This window comes from Bartonella rattaustraliani AUST/NH4, from assembly GCF_000312565.1.
In the GTDB taxonomy this organism is placed as follows: Bacteria; Pseudomonadota; Alphaproteobacteria; order Rhizobiales; family Rhizobiaceae; genus Bartonella; species Bartonella rattaustraliani.
Genome location: NZ_CALW02000063.1, coordinates 19,303 through 43,592 on the forward strand (window position 1 = coordinate 19,303; position 24,290 = coordinate 43,592).

General features: G+C 39.8%; 17 protein-coding genes and 1 tRNA gene. 4 read left to right on the forward strand and 14 right to left on the reverse strand.

Going from position 1 to position 24,290, the window contains the following annotated elements:
• Positions 1 to 79: 79 nt before the first annotated feature.
• A complete protein-coding gene (locus tag BN67_RS08950) occupies positions 80 to 541 on the forward strand; it encodes a RidA family protein (protein ID WP_019223771.1) in 462 nt (153 codons plus the stop codon).
• Positions 542 to 678: 137 nt separating this feature from the next.
• Positions 679 to 1,101, forward strand: coding sequence for an HIT family protein (locus tag BN67_RS08955; RefSeq protein WP_019223772.1), 423 nt, complete (start codon positions 679 to 681; stop codon positions 1,099 to 1,101).
• A 7-nt stretch (positions 1,102 to 1,108) separates the two neighbouring features.
• On the opposite strand, the gene clpA is transcribed toward BN67_RS08955, so the two are convergent.
• Positions 1,109 to 3,460 carry an ATP-dependent Clp protease ATP-binding subunit ClpA gene (gene clpA / locus BN67_RS08960; protein ID WP_019223773.1) on the reverse strand — a complete coding sequence of 784 codons (2,352 nt, stop codon included), beginning with the start codon at positions 3,458 to 3,460 and terminating at the stop codon, positions 1,109 to 1,111.
• A 6-nt stretch (positions 3,461 to 3,466) separates the two neighbouring features.
• The gene (clpS, locus tag BN67_RS08965) at positions 3,467 to 3,838 is read right to left on the reverse strand and encodes an ATP-dependent Clp protease adapter ClpS (RefSeq protein ID WP_026088256.1); all 372 of its coding nucleotides are present in this window, start codon (positions 3,836 to 3,838) and stop codon (positions 3,467 to 3,469) included.
• Positions 3,839 to 4,072: 234 nt separating this feature from the next.
• Between clpS and BN67_RS08970 the strand changes: the two genes are divergently transcribed.
• Together BN67_RS08970 and BN67_RS08975 are read left to right on the forward strand one after the other, a co-directional pair.
• Positions 4,073 to 5,422 (forward strand): D-alanyl-D-alanine carboxypeptidase, encoded by a 1,350-nt coding sequence (locus BN67_RS08970; protein WP_019223775.1) that lies wholly within the window; start codon positions 4,073 to 4,075, stop codon positions 5,420 to 5,422.
• A gap of 31 nt (positions 5,423 to 5,453) precedes the next feature.
• Positions 5,454 to 5,732 (forward strand): hypothetical protein, encoded by a 279-nt coding sequence (locus BN67_RS08975; RefSeq protein ID WP_019223776.1) that lies wholly within the window; start codon positions 5,454 to 5,456, stop codon positions 5,730 to 5,732.
• A 1,660-nt stretch (positions 5,733 to 7,392) separates the two neighbouring features.
• On the opposite strand, the gene BN67_RS08985 is transcribed toward BN67_RS08975, so the two are convergent.
• The 12 genes from BN67_RS08985 to BN67_RS12035 all read right to left on the reverse strand — a co-directional run.
• Positions 7,393 to 8,790 (reverse strand): L-serine ammonia-lyase, encoded by a 1,398-nt coding sequence (locus BN67_RS08985; RefSeq protein WP_019223778.1) that lies wholly within the window; start codon positions 8,788 to 8,790, stop codon positions 7,393 to 7,395.
• A 353-nt stretch (positions 8,791 to 9,143) separates the two neighbouring features.
• Positions 9,144 to 9,821 carry a nitroreductase gene (locus tag BN67_RS08990; protein ID WP_019223779.1) on the reverse strand — a complete coding sequence of 226 codons (678 nt, stop codon included), beginning with the start codon at positions 9,819 to 9,821 and terminating at the stop codon, positions 9,144 to 9,146.
• Between the two features lie 1,550 nt (positions 9,822 to 11,371).
• Positions 11,372 to 15,583, reverse strand: a complete 4,212-nt coding sequence (gene rpoC / locus BN67_RS08995; protein WP_019223781.1) for a DNA-directed RNA polymerase subunit beta' — start codon at positions 15,581 to 15,583, stop codon at positions 11,372 to 11,374.
• Between the two features lie 171 nt (positions 15,584 to 15,754).
• Positions 15,755 to 19,906 (reverse strand): DNA-directed RNA polymerase subunit beta, encoded by a 4,152-nt coding sequence (gene rpoB, locus BN67_RS09000; protein ID WP_019223782.1) that lies wholly within the window; start codon positions 19,904 to 19,906, stop codon positions 15,755 to 15,757.
• A gap of 285 nt (positions 19,907 to 20,191) precedes the next feature.
• Positions 20,192 to 20,563: a 50S ribosomal protein L7/L12 gene (gene rplL, locus BN67_RS09010; RefSeq protein ID WP_019223784.1), complete on the reverse strand. Its 372-nt coding sequence runs from the start codon at positions 20,561 to 20,563 to the stop codon at positions 20,192 to 20,194.
• A 102-nt stretch (positions 20,564 to 20,665) separates the two neighbouring features.
• The gene (gene rplJ / locus BN67_RS09015) at positions 20,666 to 21,184 is read right to left on the reverse strand and encodes a 50S ribosomal protein L10 (RefSeq protein WP_026088257.1); all 519 of its coding nucleotides are present in this window, start codon (positions 21,182 to 21,184) and stop codon (positions 20,666 to 20,668) included.
• A gap of 362 nt (positions 21,185 to 21,546) precedes the next feature.
• Positions 21,547 to 22,251 carry a 50S ribosomal protein L1 gene (gene rplA / locus BN67_RS09025; RefSeq protein ID WP_019223787.1) on the reverse strand — a complete coding sequence of 235 codons (705 nt, stop codon included), beginning with the start codon at positions 22,249 to 22,251 and terminating at the stop codon, positions 21,547 to 21,549.
• Between the two features lie 4 nt (positions 22,252 to 22,255).
• Complete coding sequence (rplK, locus tag BN67_RS09030) at positions 22,256 to 22,684, reverse strand: 50S ribosomal protein L11 (protein WP_019223788.1); 429 nt, start codon at positions 22,682 to 22,684, stop codon at positions 22,256 to 22,258.
• Between the two features lie 142 nt (positions 22,685 to 22,826).
• Positions 22,827 to 23,357 carry a transcription termination/antitermination protein NusG gene (gene nusG / locus BN67_RS09035; protein ID WP_019223789.1) on the reverse strand — a complete coding sequence of 177 codons (531 nt, stop codon included), beginning with the start codon at positions 23,355 to 23,357 and terminating at the stop codon, positions 22,827 to 22,829.
• 20 nt (positions 23,358 to 23,377) lie between these two features.
• Positions 23,378 to 23,590 (reverse strand): preprotein translocase subunit SecE, encoded by a 213-nt coding sequence (gene secE, locus BN67_RS09040; protein WP_019223790.1) that lies wholly within the window; start codon positions 23,588 to 23,590, stop codon positions 23,378 to 23,380.
• Between the two features lie 205 nt (positions 23,591 to 23,795).
• Positions 23,796 to 23,871: transfer RNA gene (locus tag BN67_RS09045), tRNA-Trp, on the reverse strand.
• Between the two features lie 55 nt (positions 23,872 to 23,926).
• Positions 23,927 to 24,290, reverse strand: a 364-nt coding sequence (locus BN67_RS12035) for an EF-Tu C-terminal domain-related protein (protein ID WP_019222540.1), incomplete at its 5' end; no start/stop codon positions are given.

The window sequence follows — 24,290 nt, forward strand, 5'->3', positions numbered from 1 at the left end:
TCAGTTAACCACAATTTCCTTAAACCAAAAAATAGTTTATGCAATGGATAATATTTAAAGTAGCGACGGAGTTTAAATTATGACCAACGCAATTGAAAACCGCCTAAAGGAGCTGGGAATCTCTCTTCCTGAAGCAACGCAGCCCATTGCTAATTACGTAACGGCCTCACAAAGCGGCAACCAGCTCTTCATTTCTGGACAGCTTCCTCTTTTTAATGGAAAGCTGATAGCAACCGGTAAAGTTGGTGCAACCGTTAGTGCTGAACAAGCAAAAAAAGCAGCCCAAATCTGTGCTCTCAACATTCTTGCTCAAGCCAAGGCAGCTCTTGGTGATTTAAAAAGAATAAAACGTGTGGTAAAAATCACCGTTTTCACCGCCGTAGATCCCCATTTTACCGATATTCTTCTTGTTGCCAATGGTGCTTCTGATTTGCTTGTTAATGCCCTTGGTGAAGCCGGCAAACATGCCCGTTCTGCTATTGGTGTTGCCTCTCTTCCTATGGACGTCCCAACGGAAGTTGAAGCCATCATCGAAATCTAAATATCATCAACGGCAGCATGCTTGCACACTTACATAAAATGATAACTGAATACCAAATCTCTTTAAATATACCATTGGTTTGCATTCTTCCATCTTAAAATTAAAACTTTAAAACTTTCATGAAAGGAAATATTGGTATGAAAAAAACTTATGATAATAATAATATTTTTGCTCAATTGATTCGTAATGAAATCCCTTCTGTTCGTGTGTATGAAGATGATGATGTCATTGCATTCATGGATATCATGCCACAAGCACCAGGCCATACGCTGGTTATTCCTCGAAAAGGCTCTAGAAATCTTCTGGATGCGGAGACTGAAACATTATTTCCTGTTATTAAAGCTGTTCAAAAAATTGCCAACGCTGCCCAAAAAGCCTTTCAAGCAGATGGTATAACGGTGATGCAATTTAATGAATCTGCCAGTCAACAAACCGTTTATCATCTTCATTTCCATGTTATTCCACGTATGGAAGGAGTAGAACTTTCTCTCCATCATGGCGTTATTACACCCACAGAAATACTTGAAGAGCACGCAAAAAAAATCCGTTCTGCCCTTTAAAGCATTTTTAAGTGGTTGAGCTTTTTTTTCTTACACGTTTTTTTGTAAGAGACGTTGTTGTGTTGTGCTTTGAAGCAACAGACACATCGGAAGATGAAATTTTGAGCTGCAATCTTTCTTTTTCCCCGTTTGATTTTTGTGTCAACACGCGAACCATGCCACCATTGCGCAACTTTCCAAATAAAATTTCGTCAGCCAATGGCTTCTTAATATGTTCTTGTATAATACGACTCAATGGGCGTGCCCCCATCTGAGAATCATATCCTTTATGAACAAACCAGGACATCGCAGAAGAGCTTAATTCAAAACAAACTCCTCGATCAGCTAATTGCGCTTCAAGCTGAAAAATAAATTTTTGTACAATCTGATTGACAATGAATGGAGTGAGAGGCGCAAATGGAATAATCGCATCCAGCCGGTTACGAAATTCTGGCGTAAAAAGTCGATTAATTTCTTCAATATCACTCTCTTCACGATGCGCTTTTCCAAATCCGATTGCTAATTTTGCCATATCTGAAGCACCAGCATTGGTTGTCATAATTAAAATGATATTACGGAAATCAATTTTTTTGCCATTATGGTCTGTTAGCCTCCCATAATCCATCACTTGCAATAAAATATTAAACAGTTCTGGATGTGCTTTCTCAATCTCATCAAGCAGCAAAACTGCGTGCGGTTTCTGATCAACCGCATCTGTCAGGAGACCTCCTTGATCAAACCCAACGTAGCCCGGAGGCGCTCCGATTAAGCGCGCCACCGTATGCCGCTCCATATATTCTGACATATCAAAACGTAAAAGCTCAACACCTAAAGAAGACGCAAGCTGTTTTGCAACCTCAGTTTTTCCGACCCCGGTTGGTCCTGAAAATAAGTAACTTCCTATTGGTTTTTCTGGTTCACGCAAACCTGCTCGCGCTAATTTAATAGACGACACTAATGCAGAAATTGCCTGGTCTTGGCCATAAACAACATGCTTGAGTTCTTCTTCAAGCTTGACAAGCACTTTTTGATCATCACCAGAAATTGTTTTTGGTGGAATCCTTGCCATCGTAGCAACAGTCGCCTCAATTTCTTTAATACCTATCGTTTTTTTTCGTTGTTTTTTTGGCAAAAGCTTTTGTGCTGCACCACTTTCATCAACAACATCAATTGCCTTATCAGGCAACCGACGATCAATCATATAACGTGAAGATAATTCTACGGATGCCTTCATTGCCTGATCCGTATATTTAATCTGATGAAAGGATTCAAAATAAGGCTTCAATCCTTGCAAAATCTTAATTGCATCAGCAATAGAAGGTTCGTTAATATCAATTTTCTGAAAGCGGCGCTCCAAAGCACGGTCTTGTTCAAAAATCTTACGATATTCTTTATAGGTTGTTGAACCTATACATCGAATGGTTCCTGAAGATAACGCAGGTTTTAAAAGGTTTGCCGCATCCATATTTCCTCCCACTGTAGCTCCTGCTCCAATTAAGGTATGAATTTCATCAATAAATAAAACAGCAGCTGGATATTGCTCAAATTCTCTAACAACTTGCTTTAACCGTTCTTCAAAATCACCACGATAACGCGTACCAGCAACAAGCCCCCCCATATCAAGAGAAAATATCGTTACATTTGACAAAACTTCAGGCACTTGCTTATCAACAATACGCTTTGCTAAGCCTTCAATGATAGCCGTTTTTCCCACTCCAGGATCACCAACCAAAAGTGGATTATTTTTTGATCTTCTGCATAAAATTTGAATCATACGTGAAATTTCTACTTCACGACCAATTAATAAATCAATTTTTCCCTCGCGTGCTTTAGCGTTCAGATCAACACAATAACTGGTCAATGCACTCGTTTGCTTTTCGCCGTTTTCAGAGATCTGTTGATCTAATTGCTCTTCAAGCCCTTCCAGCAACATGGATAATCCCTCATCCTGTGTGATCCCATGGGAAATAAAACGCAAAGCATCATAGCGTGTCATTCCCATCTCTTGAAGAAAATATGCCGCATGACTTTCATGTTCAGAAAAAATTGCAACGAGAACATTTGCTCCTGACACTTCGTCTTTTCCTGCTGATTGCGCGTGGATAACAGCACGTTGGATAACACGCTGGAAAAATGGTGTTGGTTTTGTATCCTCATCCGTTCTAATCTGCGCATCTAATTCTGACTGGATATAATTTATTAAACGCTCTCGCAATTCTTCCACATCTACCTGACAGGCCTGAATAACTGAGTTTGCATCGACATCATCTAGCAAAGCGAGTAAAAGATGCTCTAACGTTGCATATTCATGTTGTGCTTGCGTCGCAATTGTTAAGGCACGGTGCAAAACTTCTTCAAGACTAGGTGTAAAAGATGGCATAATTCCTCACTTCCGTTCCATTACACATTGTAGTGGATGTTCATTTTGACGTGCACATTCCCTCACTTGTACTATTTTCATTTCAGCAACTTCATAACTGTAAGTTCCGCATTCTCCTACCCCATTTTGATGAACATTTAACATAATACGTGTTGCTTCTTCGAATTTCTTTTGAAAAAATTTTTTCAAAATAAAAACAACAAAATCCATAGGCGTATAATCATCATTAAGTAAAAGAACTCGATATAACGGAGGCTGTTGAAGTTTTGTTGTTATTCTTGGAATTATAAGAGAATCGTATCTGCTTTCATCCCAATTTTTGCCCTTTTTGTTGTGCATAATATGGGTCATACGATTTGCTAATGGCTTTTGTCCCATTGTTTTCCGTGGAGCACAATTTTTGTTAATCTTAAGTTCTTTCATAACTATTGTAATGCCTTTTTATGGAAAGAAGAAAGCTTTTCTTTATGTTTGGGTTTAAATCAAATAAAGGCTTACAAAATAATTTCTGTAAACAAATTGGTAATATCATTCGTCTAAGTTGTACCAATAAGCTACAAAACAAATGCTTTATAAAATTTTCAAAGTAAATGGAGAAATAGGGTATCACAAGTGTACATTAATTGCCAGAAAATCGTTCGTTTATATAAAAAAACAACAATTGCTTTTGTTGCTTTAGTGCTTTCTTACTCTTGGGCGTTTGCTACTCCCAAAGAGGCATATCCTGATAAATATGCTGCTATTGTTATAGATGCAAATACAGGGAAAACGCTCTTTCAAGCTAACGCAACGCTAAAGCGTTATCCTGCTTCTTTAACAAAAGCAATGACGTTGTACCTGCTCTTTGAGTCTATGCATCTGGGCCGAGTAACACCAAATACACCAATCCCTGTTTCACATTATGCAGCAACACGCCCACCAACAAAAATCGGTTTTAAAGTAGGCCAAACGATTTCTGCAGAAGCTGCGGCTAAAGCACTTATTACAAGATCAGCAAATGATGTTGCTGTTGCCATTGCAGAATATCTCGGTGGGAGTGAAAAAAAATTCGCTCGAATGATGACAGCTAAAGCCCGAAAGCTCGGCATGACACATACACATTTTGCAAATGCTTCAGGGCTTCCAGATGTCCATAATTATTCCACAGCACGAGATATGGCTACTTTGTCATTAGCCCTACGAAAACATTTTCCAAAACAATATAAACTGTTCAAAATAAAAAGCTTTACGTTCCGTGGACACAAAATTAACAGCCACAATAAACTGGTTAAAATCATGAAGGGTGTTGATGGAATTAAAACAGGTTACACACAAATGTCAGGTTTTAACTTAGCGACTTCGATGTGTCTTGAAGGACGCTCTATTGTGGCTGTTGTTATGGGAGGAAAATCATCTACCGCACGTGATGAACATATGGCTAGCTTATTGTACAAATATCTCCCTAAAGCAAGTCGTACGAAAAGTGGTAAACATTTAATGGCTTCAGCACACTATCGCCTCCCTACTGGTGCTCATATTCCTATACCAACCATTAAAAATGATCCAACGCATTTCGATGACGATGTTTCTAATATGTTAACGGCATTCACAGAACAACCTAAAAACTCAAATACTGCAATAGCCGCTGTCAATCAGGTCATTATACCAATTCCTAATCCTCAAAAAACAGTCTCCGTTGAAACAAATAAAGTTATTACAGCCTCTTTATCTACAAATGCTGGTTGGGCTGTTCAAATTGGTTCTCTTCCAAGTAAGAAACAAGCAAAAACTTTGCTTTTAAAAGCGAAAAGTACAGCATATTCTGCTTTAAAAAATACATCTTCACATATGCAGCTGTTTGAAAAAAGCGGACATCGTTATTACCGTGCACGATTTATAGGGTTTCAATCAAAAAAAGCTGCATTCCATGCCTGTTCTACATTAAAGAAAGCAAATTTTAACTGCTATACTGTAGCTTACTGAAAGTTTTTGGATTTGCGTTAAGGATAGTATCATGACACATAATGCTCTTGCTTCATCCTCTGAAAAAGAAAAATTATTGAAGCAATCATTTTTGCTCTCACTGCGTTCTCTTCACGATGCTGCAATAAAATTTGCCAGCTTAAAATATGCTCCTGCAACCTTAGATACACAGTCTCTTGTTAAACTTCTCATTTGCCAAACAACGCGCAATCGCCGTCTCACAATGCCTCCTGTACGCATTCATTTGCGTGTTGCAAGCCAAACCGGCAACGTACCTATTAAAATCCATTTAGGTGCAACGAATATTTAATTTATAGACAATTTTTGCAAGAATCATTTTGTTCATCAAGAATCTTCATAGATTTTCTATAATCTTTCAATTTCTATAATCTTCAATATCAGTACGTTGATTGATAAGGATTATTTGTCATTTTTTACCTTGAATCATAACCCCAAACATTGTAGAACCCTCTCATTTCAAATCTCTTTAATATTGAATCAGTTTTATTCGCTTGTTTGTGCACCATACGTGGGATTAGCATGAGGATGAAATTATAAAAAAATGCCTTTCATGAACTGTCTTCATGCAAGAAATGTCACAACACTATGAGCTGGTAAAAAAATGATGGTACCGCCTTGTGCCTTTATAAGCGTGAAGATGGTGATACTTAATGGATTTATTGGTATAATTCATCCATGACGACGCAAAATGGCCTTAGGAACTTTAAGAGATATTTCTTTAAAACAAGCCCGTGAATGTGCAACGCAAATGACACCCTTTTCTTAAATTTCATAAGATTTGCAGGGCAATTTCTTGTCAAAATCTCTCAAATAAATATTTTCAGCAATTTAAAAAAAAACATCCTTTTAAAAAGATAGACAATATTCGATATTGGCTTATTTTAGATTAAAGCTTAAAGATTATTCTCGAGTACTTTTCATATTTTCACTAAATACAAGATTTTTCTTCCTGAAGGTTATCGTGGACACCTTAATGCAGAAAAAAACTTCAAGGATCATAAATTCATCCAAGTAATCTAAACGTTGCACAGAATTTTCTAAATCTTTTTTTGAACTTGTGTTCTTTTCAAAAAACAAAAAAATACCAAAATATAACTTTCTCATCGATGAATAATGCGCAAAACATTTATCAGATTTCATAGAGTTTCTGCACCCTCCTCACAAAACGAAAACCTTATGTGGTAAATTGACATGCCTATTCTCTTAGTGCGTCAAAACCTCTTTCATGGATAGCATCCATGTATGATACAGTGTGAGAACAATTCATCATCTTATTATAAAAGAAAAACCAGTATCATCACTCGTTTGCTAACTCATAACAACAGCTTGATTTATAATGATTATTTATCGTTGTCTAGCTTGAATCACAATCCCGAATCCCCGTAAGATTCTCTCATTTCAAACCTTTTTATGTTGAATCAATTTTGTTCACTTGGCTTTACACTATCAACGGGATTAGCATATGTATAAAAATGAGTGAAGAAAGGAGGAAAAATGCCTCTCATGAACCACCCTCATGCAAAGGCTGTCGCATACCATAAGCTGGTCAATATATTGGGGATATGGTAAATATCATGATGGTGCCCGCTTGTACCTTTATAAACGTGAAGATGGTAGTGCTCAATGGATTTATCATTATACAATTCACCCACACCATCGTGAAGTGCGCTTCAGAGTACTAAAAGAGATCTCTTTAAAACAAGCCTGTAAACATGCAACGCAATGGTATTGCAACAGCCTTTGCATTCAGATAGTTCATGATCAGGCAGTTCACGAGAGGCATTTTTCGTCTCCTCTATAGTTTATACCCACATACCCCCTTATTGTGCAAGCGAATAGCCTGTTTGCTTCACAATAAAACAGGTTTAAAATGAGAAAAACTTACAATATTGAGTTTTTCATTCAGTGAACTATTAAAAAATTTTTATAAATCAACATATTGTAACGCATTAACAAGATATTGCATTAACCGCGAGACCAGCCTGACTTGTCTCTTTATAACGTTCACTCATATCATGCCCAGTCTGACGCATGGTTTCTATACAAGCATCGAGAGAAACAAAATGATCCCCATTACTATGTAATGCAAGAGAAGAAGCTGTCACTGCCTTCACTGCACCCATTGCATTGCGCTCAATACAAGGAATCTGCACAAGACCTGCAACCGGATCACATGTCATTCCTAAATGATGTTCAAGGGCAATCTCTGCTGCATTTTCAATTTGTGCTGGTGTCCCCCCTAACGCTGCCGTTAATCCTGCAGCTGCCATTGAAGATGCTGTCCCAACTTCACCTTGACAGCCTACTTCTGCACCAGAAATAGATGCATTATGTTTAATGACCCCACCAATAGCTGCTGCGGTTAACAAAAATTTATGGACTCCCTCGCGATCTGCATCATCATTAAATTGAAGATAGTAACGCAAAACTGCAGGAACAACTCCAGCCGCACCATTGGTTGGTGCCGTAACAACACGACTTCCAGCAGCATTTTCTTCATTCACAGCTATGGCATATACGGAAAGCCAATCATTTGCCCACAATGGATAATTATGATTTTTCTTTTGATTTTCCAAAAGCGTTTCGTATAACCTTTTAGCACGCCTTTGAACACGCAAACCACCTGGTAACTCACCCTCTTGTGAAAGACCTCTATCAATACAATTCGCCATAGTTGAAAAAATTTCATCAAGTCCTGTATCAAGAGCAGAACGTTCCATCCTCGTTTCTTCATTTATGCGTTTCATTTCGGCAATTGAAAGTCCTGACTTCTCTGCCATTGATAACATTTCACGCGCAGAATGAAAAGGATAGGGTACCTCGGGCATTTCCTGTTCTGTATTATCATTCATACGGTTCAATTCATCTTCAGTTACAACAAATCCGCCGCCGATAGAATAATAAACCTGCCGCAAAAGAACGTTTCCGTTAGAATCACACCCTTCAAACGCAAGCCCATTAGTATGTCCAGGGAGAACTTTTTTTCGTTCAAAAATAAGATCACTTCGCCGATCAAACTGATAAGCTGGATGACCTTCTGGTTGCACTTTTTTCTCACGTGCAACCTTTTCTAAGAGCTCCTCCATGCAATCAGGATCAATAGTAGCAGCTCTTTCTCCTAAAAGACCAAGTATCACGGCTTTATCTGTAGCATGACCAACCCCTGTAAAAGCCAAAGATCCATAAAGATAAACACGTATACGAGAAACCTCAGCAGAAGATCCTTGGTAAAGATTCCAAGCGACAATTTCTTGCAAAAACATATTAGCTGCCACCATTGGCCCCATCGTATGTGAACTCGAAGGACCAACACCAATTTTAAAAAGTTCAAAAATAGATAAAAACAACCCACCACCTCAAAACTAAATTAGGATTCGGGTATACACCTTTTTATCACATTTGTCCCATTTAAAATCAAATCATGAGATAAGCTAAAACAATGACAGCAATAAACACGAATGTCGCTCGTCTTGCTACTACCCAACACTTTCTTTCTACAGCGCTTTCCATAGCCAACTTTCAAACAAATAATGATCTTAGAAAATCATTCTTGATAATGTTTAAACGTAGTAAAATAAATTTTAACATGCAATTCAAAATTCAATAGGAATAAAGATTCTCACCGAAATATTTTTATCATATCTCAAGCTTTTTTCAATTTATGCTCACTTCAATAGCAAAACACTCATAATGAATACGATTACATAAAGCGTACAAAACTCTCAATTGGTTCGCGTCCAGACTCAAAATTGTTTTCTGGAGCATTCGTATCTCGATAGCCAAGTGCCATACCACAGATAATATTCCGATCAGAAGGTACAGATAAAAGCGTACGAATTTGTTTATGATAATTAGCAAAAGCAGCCTGGGCACAAGTGTCTAAACCAAACCCACGCGCTGCTAACATAACAGTCTGCATAAACATGCCTAAATCAAGCCAACTTCCTCTTTCCATGTCGTGATCCATCGTAAACAAAAGCCCTACAGGTGCACCAAAAAATGAGAAATTTCGCGCCCTCTGACGCTGCATTCTTTCCTGCTCATCTTTTTGAATTCCAAGGCTCTTATAAAGATTCAAACCAGCCTTTTTTCGTCTTGAAAGATACGGTTCACGCCATTGACGTGGATAATAATGATATTCACGCTCTCCTTTTACACCTGAGAGAGAAAGTTGTGAAAGCTCTTGCCCCAATTTTTGTAATATCTCTCCTGTAAGAACAATGACCTGCCATGGCTGAATATTTGTTCCAGACGGCGCACGTGCTGCAAGATTTAAAATTTCTTTAATCGTTTCCTGTGAAACAGGTTGGTTAGTAAAAGCACGAATTGACTTTCGTGACAAAATGGACTGAAAAATACTCATCGAAGAAACTGTCATTATTTTTACTTTCTTTTATGAAAAAATGAATCCTCATATCGCTGTTTGCACATTCAAAGCAATGTGTTCCCCTGAGACCTCAGTAAATTCTGACATTTCCAAATGGCTTATATATGCAATGTTCCATTCATACCTATCATGGAATGAACAATAGAACCTTCCTCTCTCAATGAAAAGGAAATAAACTTTAAAATTAATGTTTTCCCTCATTTGGCTAAACTCTTAAAAAGTTTCCTCTCTGCATTCCAAATTATGTAAAAACAATCAATATCACGCCGCATTTATATAAAAATGCCCATTTTATTGATCCCTACACAACGAATTTTTCAAGCTTTTTCGCATCACAAGGTAGCTCTTTAGCAGTTAACGTATCAGATATTTCAGACAAAAAAAATTTAATTCTTTTAGCATGCGACATCTGTTTTAATTTATACTATCTATTTGCATATAAAACCTCTCTCACCGGAATAGGCACGAGAAGTCTTTCTTCCTTATAAGAGTGAAAATCTCGATTCTTATTGAAAACTCTTATATCTCTTCCCAATTGAATAATATCTGTATATTCTATCACTTTGTTTTCGTAAAATCATAACGTTATCAAAAGCCTAACCATTCTTACTCAAACTTTAGTGGCATTCTCCCCTCTATTTTTTTATCCTTTTAAAGATGAGGAAATAAAGAAACATAGTACAGCAAAAAACGGGTTATTTTGAGATTACAAAAAAATTCTGACAGTTTATTATAACGGCTTTTCGACTTTCATAGAAAATGACATTTCAAAAATTAGAAATATTCAAAATGAAGCGCCCCTCTTGTTTGAGCTTATCCCTCCTTTTTCTTTAATGGGGCACGAACTTCACGTAAAACAGAATGCCACCGTATTGCATATTCACGAACCTGTTTTAAAGAGACATGTCTTAGAGACCCTAAGCCCATTTCCCAGACTTGTGGATGAATTATATACCGATAAATTCATTGCGCACCACCATCTTTACACTTATTATAAAGATACAAGCTGGTTATAAAGATACAAGCTGGTACCGTCACTCTATTTACCAGCACATGGGTGTCACGACATCCCTTGCATGAAGGCGGTTCATGAAAGGCATTTTTCCTCTTTTCTTTTATAATTTTTATCCACACGCCAACCCCGCTGATAGTATACAGACAAGTGAACAAAATTGCTTCAACATACATAGGTTTGAAATGTAAGAATCTTACGAGTATTCGGAATTATTAAGGTAAGAAACAATAAACTATCCTTATAAATCAATATGTTGTATTAACAAAGAACCGTCTGTTATCTTATACAATTTATGACTTCAATATATTGAAAATAAGCTCTCCATTTCACTAGCAACCAAGCAATAACACATTGATTCTCTTATAGATAAAAGACAATACCTCCTCAAAGAGAATTAAAACGATCATCATCTTCAATTTTTACAGAACTTGTTACAAAAAACAGACTCTTTCTTCCATACCTTAAAATTAAAAAACGCCCGGATCTCATATGCAGGCGTTCTTCTATAATCTTATATATATTCAAACTATTCAGAAACAGATCCTGTTGCCGTATGTGTCAACATAGCTTTAGCCATCTCATTACTACTAGACTTTCGCTGTTCATCAACAATTAAATCATCACGAACTGCAGCAATACGGCGGATTTGAGCAATCGTACCACCTGTCCCCGCAGGAATGAGACGACCAACAATAACATTCTCCTTAAGCCCTTGCAAAGTATCAATTTTTCCAGAAACCGCCGCCTCAGTAAGAACTCTTGTTGTTTCCTGAAACGATGCTGCCGAAATAAAGGAAGGTGTTTGAAGAGAGGCTTTTGTAATCCCTAAAAGGATAGGATTACCAGATGCGGGTTTTTTCCCTTCTGCAATCAAATTATCGTTGATTTCATCAAGCTCAATACGGTCAACATTATCGCCTGGGATATAACCAGAATCACCAGATTCGGTAATCTCAACCTTTTGTAACATCTGACGAACAATCACTTCAATATGCTTGTCATTAATTAAAACCCCTTGCAAACGATAAACTTCCTGAATTTCATTCACAAGATAAGAAGCCAAAGCTTCAACACCCTTAATTGCCAAGATATCATGAGGAGCGGGATTACCATCAAGGATATAATCTCCTTTTTCAATTTGGTCTCCTTCCTGGAAGTGAAATAACTTACCTTTTGGAATCAAATATTCTACTGCTTCAAGAGTTTCATCATTTGGTTCAATAATAACACGACGCTTATTCTTATAACCACGACCAAATCGAATTGTACCACTCACTTCGGCAATAATCGCATGATCTTTTGGACGTCGTGCTTCAAAAAGCTCAGCCACACGTGGCAGACCACCTGTAATATCTTTTGTCTTAGCGCTTTCCATTGGCAGGCGTGCAATAACATCACCAGCTTTAACATGAGAACCAGGTTCAACAGAAAGAATGGTTTCCACGGACATCATATAACGGGCTTCACCTCCCTTATACAATTTCGCAATGTTTTCACCTTTACTGTCTGCATGGATAATAATAGCTGGTTTGAGATCAGCACCACGCGGATTAGCACGCCAATCAATCACCAAGCGCTTCGTAATGCCCGTAGATTCATCGGCTGTTTCAGTCACTGATAAACCATCAATCATATCTTCAAAGCCTACATACCCTTCAACTTCAGTCAAGATTGGCCGTGTGTAAGGATCCCATTCCGCTATACGTTGACCACGTTTTACTATATCACCATCATCAACAAAAACATGTGAACCATAGCTCACACGGTGCACAACGCGCTCTTTCCCTGTCTCATCCTTAATAAGGACAGCCATATTACGCCCCATAACCACCAAATGTCCTTCAGAATTGCGGACGACATTGCGATTACGAATCTCAACAGTGCCTTCATAAGAGGATTCTAAATAAGATGAATCAACAACTTGCGCTGTTCCACCTAAATGGAAAGTACGCATAGTAAGTTGTGTTCCCGGCTCACCAATAGACTGAGCAGCAATAACACCAACGGCCTCACCCTGATTAACCGGTGTTCCGCGCGCCAAATCACGACCGTAGCATTTCGCACAAACACCAAAGCGTGTTTCACATGTCAAAGCAGAGCGAATTTGAACAGACTGAATACCAGCCTCGTCAATCTTAATAACATCAGCCTCCTCGATCATCGCCCCGCCTTCAAGGATAACCTCTCCAGAAACAGGGTGTAAAATATCAACAAGCGCTGTACGACCAAGAATCCTTTGTCCAAGAGACGCAACGATTTGTCCTGCATCAACAATCGGCTGCATAGTAAGCCCTTTTGCAGTACCACAATCAACTGCTGAGATAATAGCATCTTGTGCAACATCAACAAGACGCCGTGTTAAATAACCAGAGTTGGCTGTTTTTAACGCAGTATCAGCAAGCCCTTTACGAGCACCATGAGTCGAATTGAAGTACTCGTTAACGGTCAAACCTTCTTTAAAATTCGAGATGATTGGTGTTTCAATAATTTCACCTGATGGTTTTGCCATAAGACCACGCATACCAGCCAACTGCTTCATCTGATTAGCAGAACCACGCGCACCCGAATGTGACATCATATAAATCGAGTTCATTGGGCGCTGACGACCTGTTTTAGGATCAAATTCAACAGCCTGAATACGTTTCATCATCTCATCAGCAACACGATCTGTACATTTCCCCCAAGCATCTACAACTTTGTTGTACTTCTCACCTTGCGTAATCAAACCATCATTATATTGCTGTTCATATTCTTTAGCCAAAGATTCTGTTTCTGTAACCAAACGTGACTTGCTATCAGGAATAACCATGTCATCCTTACCAAAGGAAATCCCTGCACGACAAGCATAAGAAAAGCCAAGTTGCATAATACGGTCACAAAAAATAACCGTCTCTTTTTGCCCACAGTGCCGATAAACCTGATCAATCATTTTAGAAATATTCTTTTTAGTCATTTCTTGATTGACAATATCAAATGGGATATTTGGATTTTTAGGTAAGAGCTCCCCAATAATTAAACGTCCAGGTGTTGTATCATAAAGTTTGGCTTTTTCTTTCCCATCCCGTTCCATGTTTTTAACACGGCCTTTAATCTTCGTATGAAGAGTTACAACCTTATTTTCCAGAGCGTGATGAAGTTCACCTATATCAGAAAAAGCCATCCCCTCACCTGGTTCTTTTTCAGAAAGAAGCGAAAGATAATAAAGACCAAGAACCATATCCTGTGATGGAACGATAATTGGTGCACCATTGGCTGGATGAAGAATATTATTGGTTGACATCATCAAAACACGGGCTTCAAGCTGCGCTTCAAGGGAAAGCGGAACGTGAACTGCCATCTGATCACCATCAAAATCTGCGTTAAAAGCAGTACATACCAATGGATGAAGCTGGATAGCCTTTCCTTCAATGAGGATAGGTTCAAAAGCCTGAATCCCCAAACGGTGCAATGTGGGCGCACGATTCAGTAAAACTGGGTGTTCACGAATAACCTCATCCAAAATATCCCAAACTTCCGGATGCTCTTTTTCAACAAGCTTTTTTGCCTGTTTTACAGTTGATGAATACCCCTTCGCATCAAGTCGCGCATAAATAAATGGCTTAAATAATTCAAGAGCCATTTTTTTGGGAAGACCACATTGATGCAACTTTAATTCAGGACCTGTCACGATAACAGAACGCCCTGAATAATCAACACGCTTTCCAAGCAGGTTTTGACGGAAACGCCCTTGCTTACCCTTTAGCATATCTGAAAGAGACTTTAACGGACGCTTATTTGCTCCAGTAATCACACGTCCACGCCGGCCATTATCAAATAATGCATCAACAGCTTCTTGCACCATGCGCTTCTCATTGCGCACAATAATTCCAGGAGCACGCAACTCAATCAACCGCTTCAAGCGATTATTACGATTGATGACACGGCGATAAAGATCATTCAGATCGGACGTTGCAAAACGTCCACCATCAAGCGGAACCAATGGACGTAAATCTGGTGGAATGACTGGTATCGTCTTCATAATCATCCACTCTGGCTTATTGCCAGATTCAAGAAAGTTCTCAACAATTTTAAGCCGCTTAATCAGTTTTTTCTGCTTTAACTCCGAAGTCGTTTCCGCTAATTCGACACGTAGATCATTCGCAACTTTTTCTAACTCCATACTCGCGAGAAGCTCATAAATAGCCTCAGCACCAATCATAGCTGTAAACTGATCTTCTCCAAATTCATCAACAGCAAGCATATATTCTTCTTCAGAAAGAAGCTGATGAAGCTTAAGAGAGGTTAATCCTGGTTCTGTGACAATATAGTTCTCAAAGTAAAGAACCCGTTCAATATCCTTTAAAGTTAAATCTAAAAGTGTGGAAATACGCCCAGGCAGTGATTTAAGAAACCAAATATGCGCAACAGGTGCTGCAAGCTCAATATGCCCCATACGCTCACGACGCACACGCGAAAGAGTAACCTCTACGCCACATTTCTCACAGATAATACCCTTATATTTCATGCGTTTATATTTACCGCATAGGCACTCATAATCTTTAATCGGACCAAATATACGAGCGCAAAAAAGACCATCACGCTCTGGCTTAAAAGTCCGATAGTTAATAGTCTCAGGCTTCTTGATCTCACCATACGACCAAGACAAAATCTTCTCAGGACTCGCAATAGAAATACGAATAGAGTCAAATGTTTGCGCTGGCGCTTGAGGATTGAAAAGATTCATGACCTCGTGGTTCATGCTGTTCTCCTTAAAAGATTCTTAGAACCTGTTGTAATATCTTAATTATTTTATTACAGATCTATTTAAAACCTATTTCTACTTCTTAGACTGTCTGCTCTACTTTAATAGAAATTTCTTTTATCCTTTTAGAACAATCAGAGCGCACTCTTTGTCAGCGCGCTCATTGCGTTATTGTTCCATTGTATCAGCTAATGCTCTTTGCGCAATAAGTTCACGCGCATCATCAAGTTCCACATTAAGAGCAAGTGAACGCATTTCCTTCACCAACACATTAAAGCTTTCAGGTATGCCAGCCTCAAATGTATCGTCACCGCGTACAATCGCCTCATAGACCTTTGTTCGACCAGCCACATCATCCGATTTGACTGTTAACATTTCCTGCAATGTGTATGCAGCACCATAAGCCTCCAGTGCCCAAACCTCCATTTCACCAAAACGCTGACCACCAAATTGTGCTTTCCCACCTAATGGCTGTTGCGTAACAAGTGAATAGGGACCAATAGAGCGCGCATGAATCTTATCATCCACAAGATGATGCAATTTCAACATGTAAATATAGCCTACCGTCACCGGACGATCAAAAGGTTCCCCAGTACGACCATCATAAAGTATGACTTGCCCTGAACTATCTAAACCAGCATCTTCTAGCATCATATTAATATCAGTTTCATGTGCACCATCAAAAACAGGGGTCGCAATCGAAACACCTTTCTTCATCTGCTGTGCCAATTTGTAAAGGCTTTCATTATCATACTGACGCACTGGTTCATTATGATCATTATCAGGCATGAGATTCTCAATACGCTGACGCAAAGGAAGTATATCCCCCGTCTCTTGGTATAGCTCTAGCAAATCACCAATTTTCTTGCCCATACCAGCACACGCCCAACCAAGATGTGTTTCAAGAATCTGCCCCACATTCATACGACTCGGTACACCAAGCGGATTCAACACGATATCAGCATGGGTTCCATCTTCAAGAAACGGCATATCTTCCACTGGCAGAATACGTGATACAACCCCCTTATTACCATGGCGTCCTGCCATCTTATCACCTGGTTGGATTTTGCGTTTTACAGCCACAAAAACCTTCACCATTTTCATCACGCCCGGAGGCATTTCATCACCTCTTTGGACCTTTTCAACTTTATCCATAAAGCGACGCTGCAATGCTTCTTTTGACTCATCATATTGCTTCCGTAAAGCTTCAATTTCATTCTGAAACTTTTCGTCCTCAAAAGCAAATTGCCACCACTGCGATCGTGGGTATTGACTTATTATTGTTGGATCAAGCTCCTTGCTTCCCGAAAAGCCTTTTGGCCCCTCTACAGCAACTTTTCCGACCAACATATCAGAAAGACGCGCATAAACATTGCGATCAAGAATTGACTGTTCATCGTCACGATCCTTCGCTAAACGTTCAATTTCCTCACGCTCAATGGCCATCGCACGTTCATCTTTTTCCACACCATGGCGATTAAAGACACGCACTTCCACTACAGTTCCAAAAGTTCCAGGAGGCATTCGCATAGAAGTATCACGAACATCCGAAGCCTTCTCCCCAAAAATTGCACGCAGAAGCTTCTCTTCCGGTGTCATGGGGCTTTCACCTTTGGGCGTAATCTTTCCAACCAGAATATCACCAGGCTGAACTTCAGCACCGATATAGATGATACCTGCTTCATCAAGGTTCCTTAACGCCTCTTCAGCAACATTCGGGATATCGCGGGTAATCTCTTCAGGACCAAGCTTTGTATCACGCGCTGCAACCTCAAACTCTTCAATATGAATCGAAGTAAAAACATCGTCAGCAACGATACGCTCGGAAAGCAAAATAGAATCTTCGTAGTTGTATCCATTCCAAGGCATAAACGCCACAAGAACATTCCGCCCTAAAGCTAAATCACCAAGGTCCGTAGAAGGACCATCGGCAATAATATCACCCTTCTCTATCAGATCACCAACATGCACGAGAGGACGCTGATTAATGCAAGTAGATTGATTAGAACGCTGAAATTTTTGTAAACGATAAATATCAACACCAGATTTTGAAGGATCCAAATCTTCTGTCGCACGAATAACGATACGCGTTGCATCAACCTGGTCTACAATACCAGCACGCTTCGCGCTTACAGCGGCTCCTGAATCACGAGCAACTACAGATTCCATTCCCGTACCAACAAACGGCGCTTCAGCACGTACAAGCGGAACGGCTTGACGCTGCATGTTTGATCCCATCAACGCACGATTCGCATCATCATTCTCCAAAAACGGAATAAGAGCTGCTGCAACAGAGACCAACTGCTTTGGCGAAACATCCATCAAATCCACATGATCGCGCGGTGCCATCAAGACTTCACCAGCATGACGACAAACAACAAATTCTTCTATAAAGCGTCCTTCCGAATCTAATGAAGAATTGGCTTGCGCTACATAATGTTTTGATTCTTCCATAGCTGATAGATAAATAACTTCTGTTGTTACTTTTCCATCAATAATTTTGCGGTATGGACTTTCGATAAAACCATATTTATTAACCCGCGCAAATGTCGCTAAAGAATTAATCAAACCAATATTAGGACCTTCTGGCGTTTCAATCGGACAAATACGCCCATAATGCGTAGGATGCACGTCACGAACTTCAAAACCTGCACGTTCACGTGTCAAGCCCCCCGGACCAAGAGCAGATAGACGGCGCTTATGGGTAATCTCTGACAACGGATTGGTTTGATCCATAAACTGTGATAATTGCGAAGATCCAAAAAATTCACGAACCGCTGCCGCCGCAGGTTTTGCATTTATCAAATCCTGAGGCATGACTGTATCAATTTCAACCGACGACATACGCTCCTTTATTGCACGCTCCATTCGCAGCAAGCCAACACGGTATTGATTTTCCATCAATTCCCCAACAGAACGAACACGACGATTGCCAAGATTGTCAATATCATCAATTTCACCACGACCATCACGCAATTCAACCAGCATCTTAACAACAGCAAGAATATCCTCTTGGCGCAAAATACGCACTGTGTCTGGACAATCAAGATCCATACGCAAATTCATCTTCACACGGCCAACAGCGGAAAGATCATAACGCTCTGGATCAAAAAATAACGAATGGAACATAGCTTCTGCTGTATCCATTGTTGGTGGCTCACCTGGACGCATCACGCGATAAATATCAAATAACGCATCTTGCCGACTTTCGTTCTTATCAACCTTTAAGGTGTTGCGGATATAAGCCCCAATATTCATGTGATCAATATCGAGGATATTAATTTGATCCGCATTCACTTCAAACAAAATCTTTAATATTTTTTCGTCAATTTCATCACCAGCTTCAAGATAAATCTCACCCGTTTGATAATTGACTATATCTTCCGCTAGATAGGATCCTAATAAATCATCCTCACTGACTTTAATAGACTTTAGACCTTTTTCAGCCAAAGCCTTTGCGACACGAACCGTGAGCTTTTTACCAGCTTCGGCAACAACTTCACCACTGTCTGCATCTATGAGATCAGAAACAAGCTTCATTCCTTTAAAGCGATCAACAGAATAAGGAATACGCCATCCATCTCCATCTCGTTCATAAGTCACCTTATTATAAAAAGTCGACAAAATATCTGAAGCATCCATCCCTAATGCCATCAAAAGACTTGTCACAGGAATCTTACGTCGCCGGTCAATACGTGCATAGATGATATCCTTAGCATCAAACTCAATATCCAGCCATGAACCACGATAAGGAATCACACGAGCAGCAAAAAGAAACTTTCCCGATGAATGCGATTTTCCTTTATCATGGTCAAAGAAAACACCAGGAGAACGATGCATTTGTGAAACAATCACACGCTCTGTACCATTAACAATAAAAGTACCATTCGTCGTCATTAAGGGCATATCACCCATATAAACGCCCTGCTCTTTAATGTCTTTGATATCTTTTGAACCAGTATCTTCATCAAGATCAAAAACGATCAAACGCAATATCACTTTTAACGGTGCAGCATAGGTTAAATCACGCTGACGACATTCTTCAACATCAAATTTTGGTAAATCAAATTCATAACCAACAAACTCAAGCATAGCCGTACCGGAAAAATCCGAAATAGGAAACACCGATTTAAAAACAGCCTGCAAACCTTCATCTGGTCGTCCACCTTTTGGTTCCTCAATCATGAGAAACTGATCGTATGACGCTTTTTGAACCTCAATAAGATTCGGCATTTCTGCTACTTCAGGAATCTTACCAAAAAACTTGCGTACGCGCTTACGACCATTAAATTGAGACATCATCGCTGGGGTCTGAGCCATCGTCGCTCCTTGATTTTTACTCTTCAAGGTAGACTAAACCTTGAAAACCTTATGTCATTAACCTGCACATGCAGACCAGTTCACTTTGATACCCGATAATGGGTATTATTACTCTATCCCACTCACATAAGCCATCTCTTTGCTTGGCTCTAGTGAAAAAACTAAGAGTAAAAGCCACCCCCATTACAGCTACAAAAGCGTTGGGAAAAGCCCTCATTCATCATCTCCCTTTTCTTAAAGAGAAAGGAAAGCGGCGAACATATATGCCCGCCGATCACATAAAATTCACTTAAGTTCAACTTTAGCACCAGCTGCTTCGAGTTGAGATTTAATTTTTTCAGCTTCTTCCTTAGAAGCACCTTCTTTAATAGGTTTAGGCGCTCCCTCAACAAGATCTTTCGCTTCTTTAAGACCAAGTCCAGTAATAGCACGAACTTCCTTAATAACATTAATTTTCTGCGCACCACCCTCAACAAGAACAACATCAAATTCTGTTTTTTCTTCAACAGCCGAAGCAGCAGCACCAGCAACAGCAGCAACTGCTACAGGAGCTGCAGCCGAAACGCCCCATTTTTCTTCAAGCAATTTAGAAAGCTCAGCAGCTTCCAAAAGGGTTAAGTTAGAAAGGTCTTCTACGATCTTCGCTAGATCTGCCATTTTAAAATTCCTTCAATAAAAAGATTTGAACCATTGTTAAAAATTTATTCAACAAAACAGAAAAGCATAAAAACTCTTCCATAAACGTGAATAAAAACAGCCTTAAGCCGCCTTATCCTCCTGAGCATATGCACCAATAACACGAGCAACCTGACCAGCGGGCGCATTAACAACCTGTACGATACGAGTCGCGGGGGTAGAAATCATACCCACGAGCTTCGCCCGCAACTCATTGAGTGAAGGCAACGAAGCCAAAGACTTCACAGCATCTACACTCAAACTCGTTGCACCCATTGTACCGCCAAGGATGATAAATTTGTCATTGCTTTTTGCAAAATCAACAGCAACTTTCGGTGCTGTGATTGGGTCTTCTGAATAAGCAATAAGCGTCTGCCCAGTAAACAAACCCACCATTGATTCAGAATCCGTGCCCTGAAGAGCGATTTTAGCAAGACGGTTTTTGGCGACTTTTACGGCACCACCAGCTTCACTCATTTTCGAACGAAGGTCGTTCATTTGTGAAACTGTCAGACCGGAATAGTGTGCAACAATAACGGAACCAGACCTTTGAAAAGCCTCGTTAAGCCATGTAACAAATTCGCGTTTTTCCGCTCTATTCACTGTCTCTCTCCATTTAACAGATTTGTTTAACACAAACCCGTTGGTTACCTTTGATAACATAAAATATTCTATGTTACCGATGAGGATCCTGTCCCCTTTTTCACGCCACAGCGATCAAAGGCAACCCTGGCTCAAACCCTTTAAAGTCTTTTAACTCTACAGTTCTTACCCCAGTCTCATGCAGGTTTTTTTGATTAAGATGCCCAAATAGCATCACCCACAATCTCGGACAGGATATTCCGGAATTTCTTCCGCTACAACCCAAGCTCAATAGAGCTTAGATAGCCAAGTGCCGACAAAAACCGACACTAGTAAGTACAATTTTGTTATTCACACACCTCACAACAAAATTACAACTCCCTTCACACCTGCTCTGAACGAACTGTTGCAGGATCGACTTTAATTCCAACTCCCATAGTCGAAGAAACAGCAACATGTTTAATATATTCACCTTTTGCGCCTTGTGGCTTAGCTTTAATAACAGCACCAGCAAAAGCTTTAATATTTTCCACTATTTTCTCAACCCCAAAAGAAGCCTTCCCAATACCAGCATGCACAATACCAGCTTTTTCAACACGAAATTCAACAGCACCACCCTTAGAAGCCTTAACAGCACTCGCAACATCAAGCGTCACAGTACCAACTTTTGGATTTGGCATTAAACTCCGCGGACCAAGGATTTTACCAAGACGACCAACAAGAGGCATCATATCTGGTGTCGCAATACAACGATCAAAATCAACCGTCCCACCATTAATGCTTTCAAACAAATCTTCAGCCCCCACAATATCAGCACCAGCAGCCTTAGCTTCCTCAGCTTTATCTCCACGTGCAAAAACAGCAACGCGAATATTCCGACCTGTCCCATTAGGCAAATGAGCAACGCCTCGAACCATTTGATCCGCATGGCGAGGATCAACACCCAAATTCATTGAAATTTCAATTGTTTCATCAAACTTGGCAACTGCACGCTCTTTAACCATTGAAACGGCATCTTTTAAAGCATAAAGTTCATTAAAATCAATATTTTTGCGAATATTTTTTATTCTTTTTGCTACTTTTCCCATAACACTAGCCCACCACTTCTAAGCCCATAGAGCGGGCAGAACCTTCAACCATACGCATCGCCGCTTCAATGTCATTTGCATTCAGATCCTTCATCTTTGCTTCTGCAATCGAACGAACCTTATCACGAGAAATGCTTCCTACAGACACTTTGCCTGGCTCTTTCGAACCAGACTTCAAATTCGCTTCTTTTTTCAAGAAAAACGATACAGGAGGCGTCTTGAGAGAAAAAGTAAAAGACTTATCTTGATAATAAGTGATAACGACTGGAATTGGTGCACCCTTTTCCATTTCCTGCGTAGCGGCATTAAACGCCTTGCAGAACTCCATGATATTAATACCGCGCTGACCAAGGGCAGGACCAATTGGTGGAGACGGAGTAGCCGCTCCTGCAGGAACCTGCAACTTGAGCTGACCTATACTTTTTTTTGCCATAATAATCTGCCTTCTATTTCACTGGTAGAGAACAACTTATCCGCTACCGGCTGCAGTTGAGTGGTTCGATTCATTAAGCCGACAAAAGCCATAACTTATCTCCCACTAATTTCTTAAAGTGATAACACCACCTTAAGCTCTACTAGAGTTTTTCAACTTGACCAAACTCCAAATCAACAGGCGTAGGACGCCCAAAAATCAACACTTCTACTTTAAGACGAGAACGTTCTTCCTCAACTTCTTGAACAATCCCATTAAATGAAATAAAAGGACCATCCGCAACGCGAACTTGCTCCCCCACTTCAAACATGACAGAAGATTTAGGGCTTTCAATACCTTCTTGAACCTGTTTCAGAATTTGCTCAACTTCCCGATCAGAAATAGGAACAGGACGCGAATCTGAACCTAAAAAGCCTGTCACCTTAGGCGTATTCTTAATGAGATGATAAACTTCATCTGTTAAATCAGCACGAACAAGAATATAACCAGGAAAAAATTTCCGCTCGGTATCAACTTTGCGTCCACGACGAACCTCAACAACACGCTCCGTCGGAACAAGAATTTTTTCAAAAAGATGTTCAAGCCCTTTTTGTGCAGCCTCTTTTTCAATAGCTTCAGCTACTTTCTTTTCAAAATTTGAATAAGCTTGAACAATATACCAACGAGCAGTCACAGTCACACTTCCTTGCACTATCAACCGAAAAGATATTTTAAAAAATCAATACCTCGCCAAACACCAAAATGCATAGCCTGATCCACAACAAAAAAGAAAGCTGAAGCCAATAGCGTCACAAACAACACCATCACAGTGGAAATCACCGTTTCACGACGCGTTGGCCACTTCACCTTAGCTGTTTCTGCATAAACTTGCTTTAAAAAGGCAATTGGATTGGTTTTAGATGCCATCGGTCACACTATACTCTTTCTAGCTTTATTGTATCACACAACAAAATGAATACGAAAAAATGCGAAAAGCTAACCCTTAGCCTTCTACAGCTTCCTCATTCATTATTCAATACCGATTCACATACAAAAAAACAAGCCCTATACAGAAAAAAGCGAAAAAGGGTATTAAAATCTACCTCTTTATCGTTAGAATCTTACTTACCTTTGGCAGGGGCAGCAGGACTTGAACCCGCGACCTGCGGTTTTGGAGACCGCCGCTCTACCAACTGAGCTATACCCCTAACTTCCAAAACTAAGTCATCTTTAACGACAAAGACGTCTTTTACTCACCATTCTTTATTCAATGATCTTAGAAACTATACCTGCACCAACAGTACGACCACCTTCGCGAATAGCAAAACGAAGCTTCTCTTCCATAGCAATCGGAACAATCAAAGAAACATCCATAGCAACATTATCACCTGGCATAACCATCTCCGTTCCCTCGGGAAGGGTCACAATTCCTGTAACATCCGTTGTACGAAAATAAAATTGTGGACGATAATTCGTGAAAAACGGAGTATGACGACCACCTTCATCTTTCGTCAAAATATAAGCTTCTGCTTTAAAACGAGTGTGAGGCGTAACAGAACCGGGCTTCGCCAAAACTTGACCACGCTCAATCCCCTCACGATCAACACCACGTAGAAGAGCTCCAATG

What these genes read in the sequence shown, in the direction of transcription:
- BN67_RS08950 (WP_019223771.1), top strand. Translation starts at nt 80, where the DNA reads ATGACCAACGCAATTGAAAACCGCCTAAAGGAGCTGGGAATCTCTCTT.
- BN67_RS08955 (WP_019223772.1), top strand. Translation starts at nt 679, where the DNA reads ATGAAAAAAACTTATGATAATAATAATATTTTTGCTCAATTGATTCGT.
- clpA (WP_019223773.1), bottom strand. Translation starts at nt 3,460, where the DNA reads ATGCCATCTTTTACACCTAGTCTTGAAGAAGTTTTGCACCGTGCCTTA.
- clpS (WP_026088256.1), bottom strand. Translation starts at nt 3,838, where the DNA reads ATGGGACAAAAGCCATTAGCAAATCGTATGACCCATATTATGCACAAC.
- BN67_RS08975 (WP_019223776.1), top strand. Translation starts at nt 5,454, where the DNA reads ATGACACATAATGCTCTTGCTTCATCCTCTGAAAAAGAAAAATTATTG.
- BN67_RS08990 (WP_019223779.1), bottom strand. Translation starts at nt 9,821, where the DNA reads ATGACAGTTTCTTCGATGAGTATTTTTCAGTCCATTTTGTCACGAAAG.
- rpoC (WP_019223781.1), bottom strand. Translation starts at nt 15,583, where the DNA reads ATGAACCACGAGGTCATGAATCTTTTCAATCCTCAAGCGCCAGCGCAA.
- rpoB (WP_019223782.1), bottom strand. Translation starts at nt 19,906, where the DNA reads ATGGCTCAGACCCCAGCGATGATGTCTCAATTTAATGGTCGTAAGCGC.
- rplL (WP_019223784.1), bottom strand. Translation starts at nt 20,563, where the DNA reads ATGGCAGATCTAGCGAAGATCGTAGAAGACCTTTCTAACTTAACCCTT.
- rplA (WP_019223787.1), bottom strand. Translation starts at nt 22,251, where the DNA reads ATGGGAAAAGTAGCAAAAAGAATAAAAAATATTCGCAAAAATATTGAT.
- rplK (WP_019223788.1), bottom strand. Translation starts at nt 22,684, where the DNA reads ATGGCAAAAAAAAGTATAGGTCAGCTCAAGTTGCAGGTTCCTGCAGGA.
- secE (WP_019223790.1), bottom strand. Translation starts at nt 23,590, where the DNA reads ATGGCATCTAAAACCAATCCAATTGCCTTTTTAAAGCAAGTTTATGCA.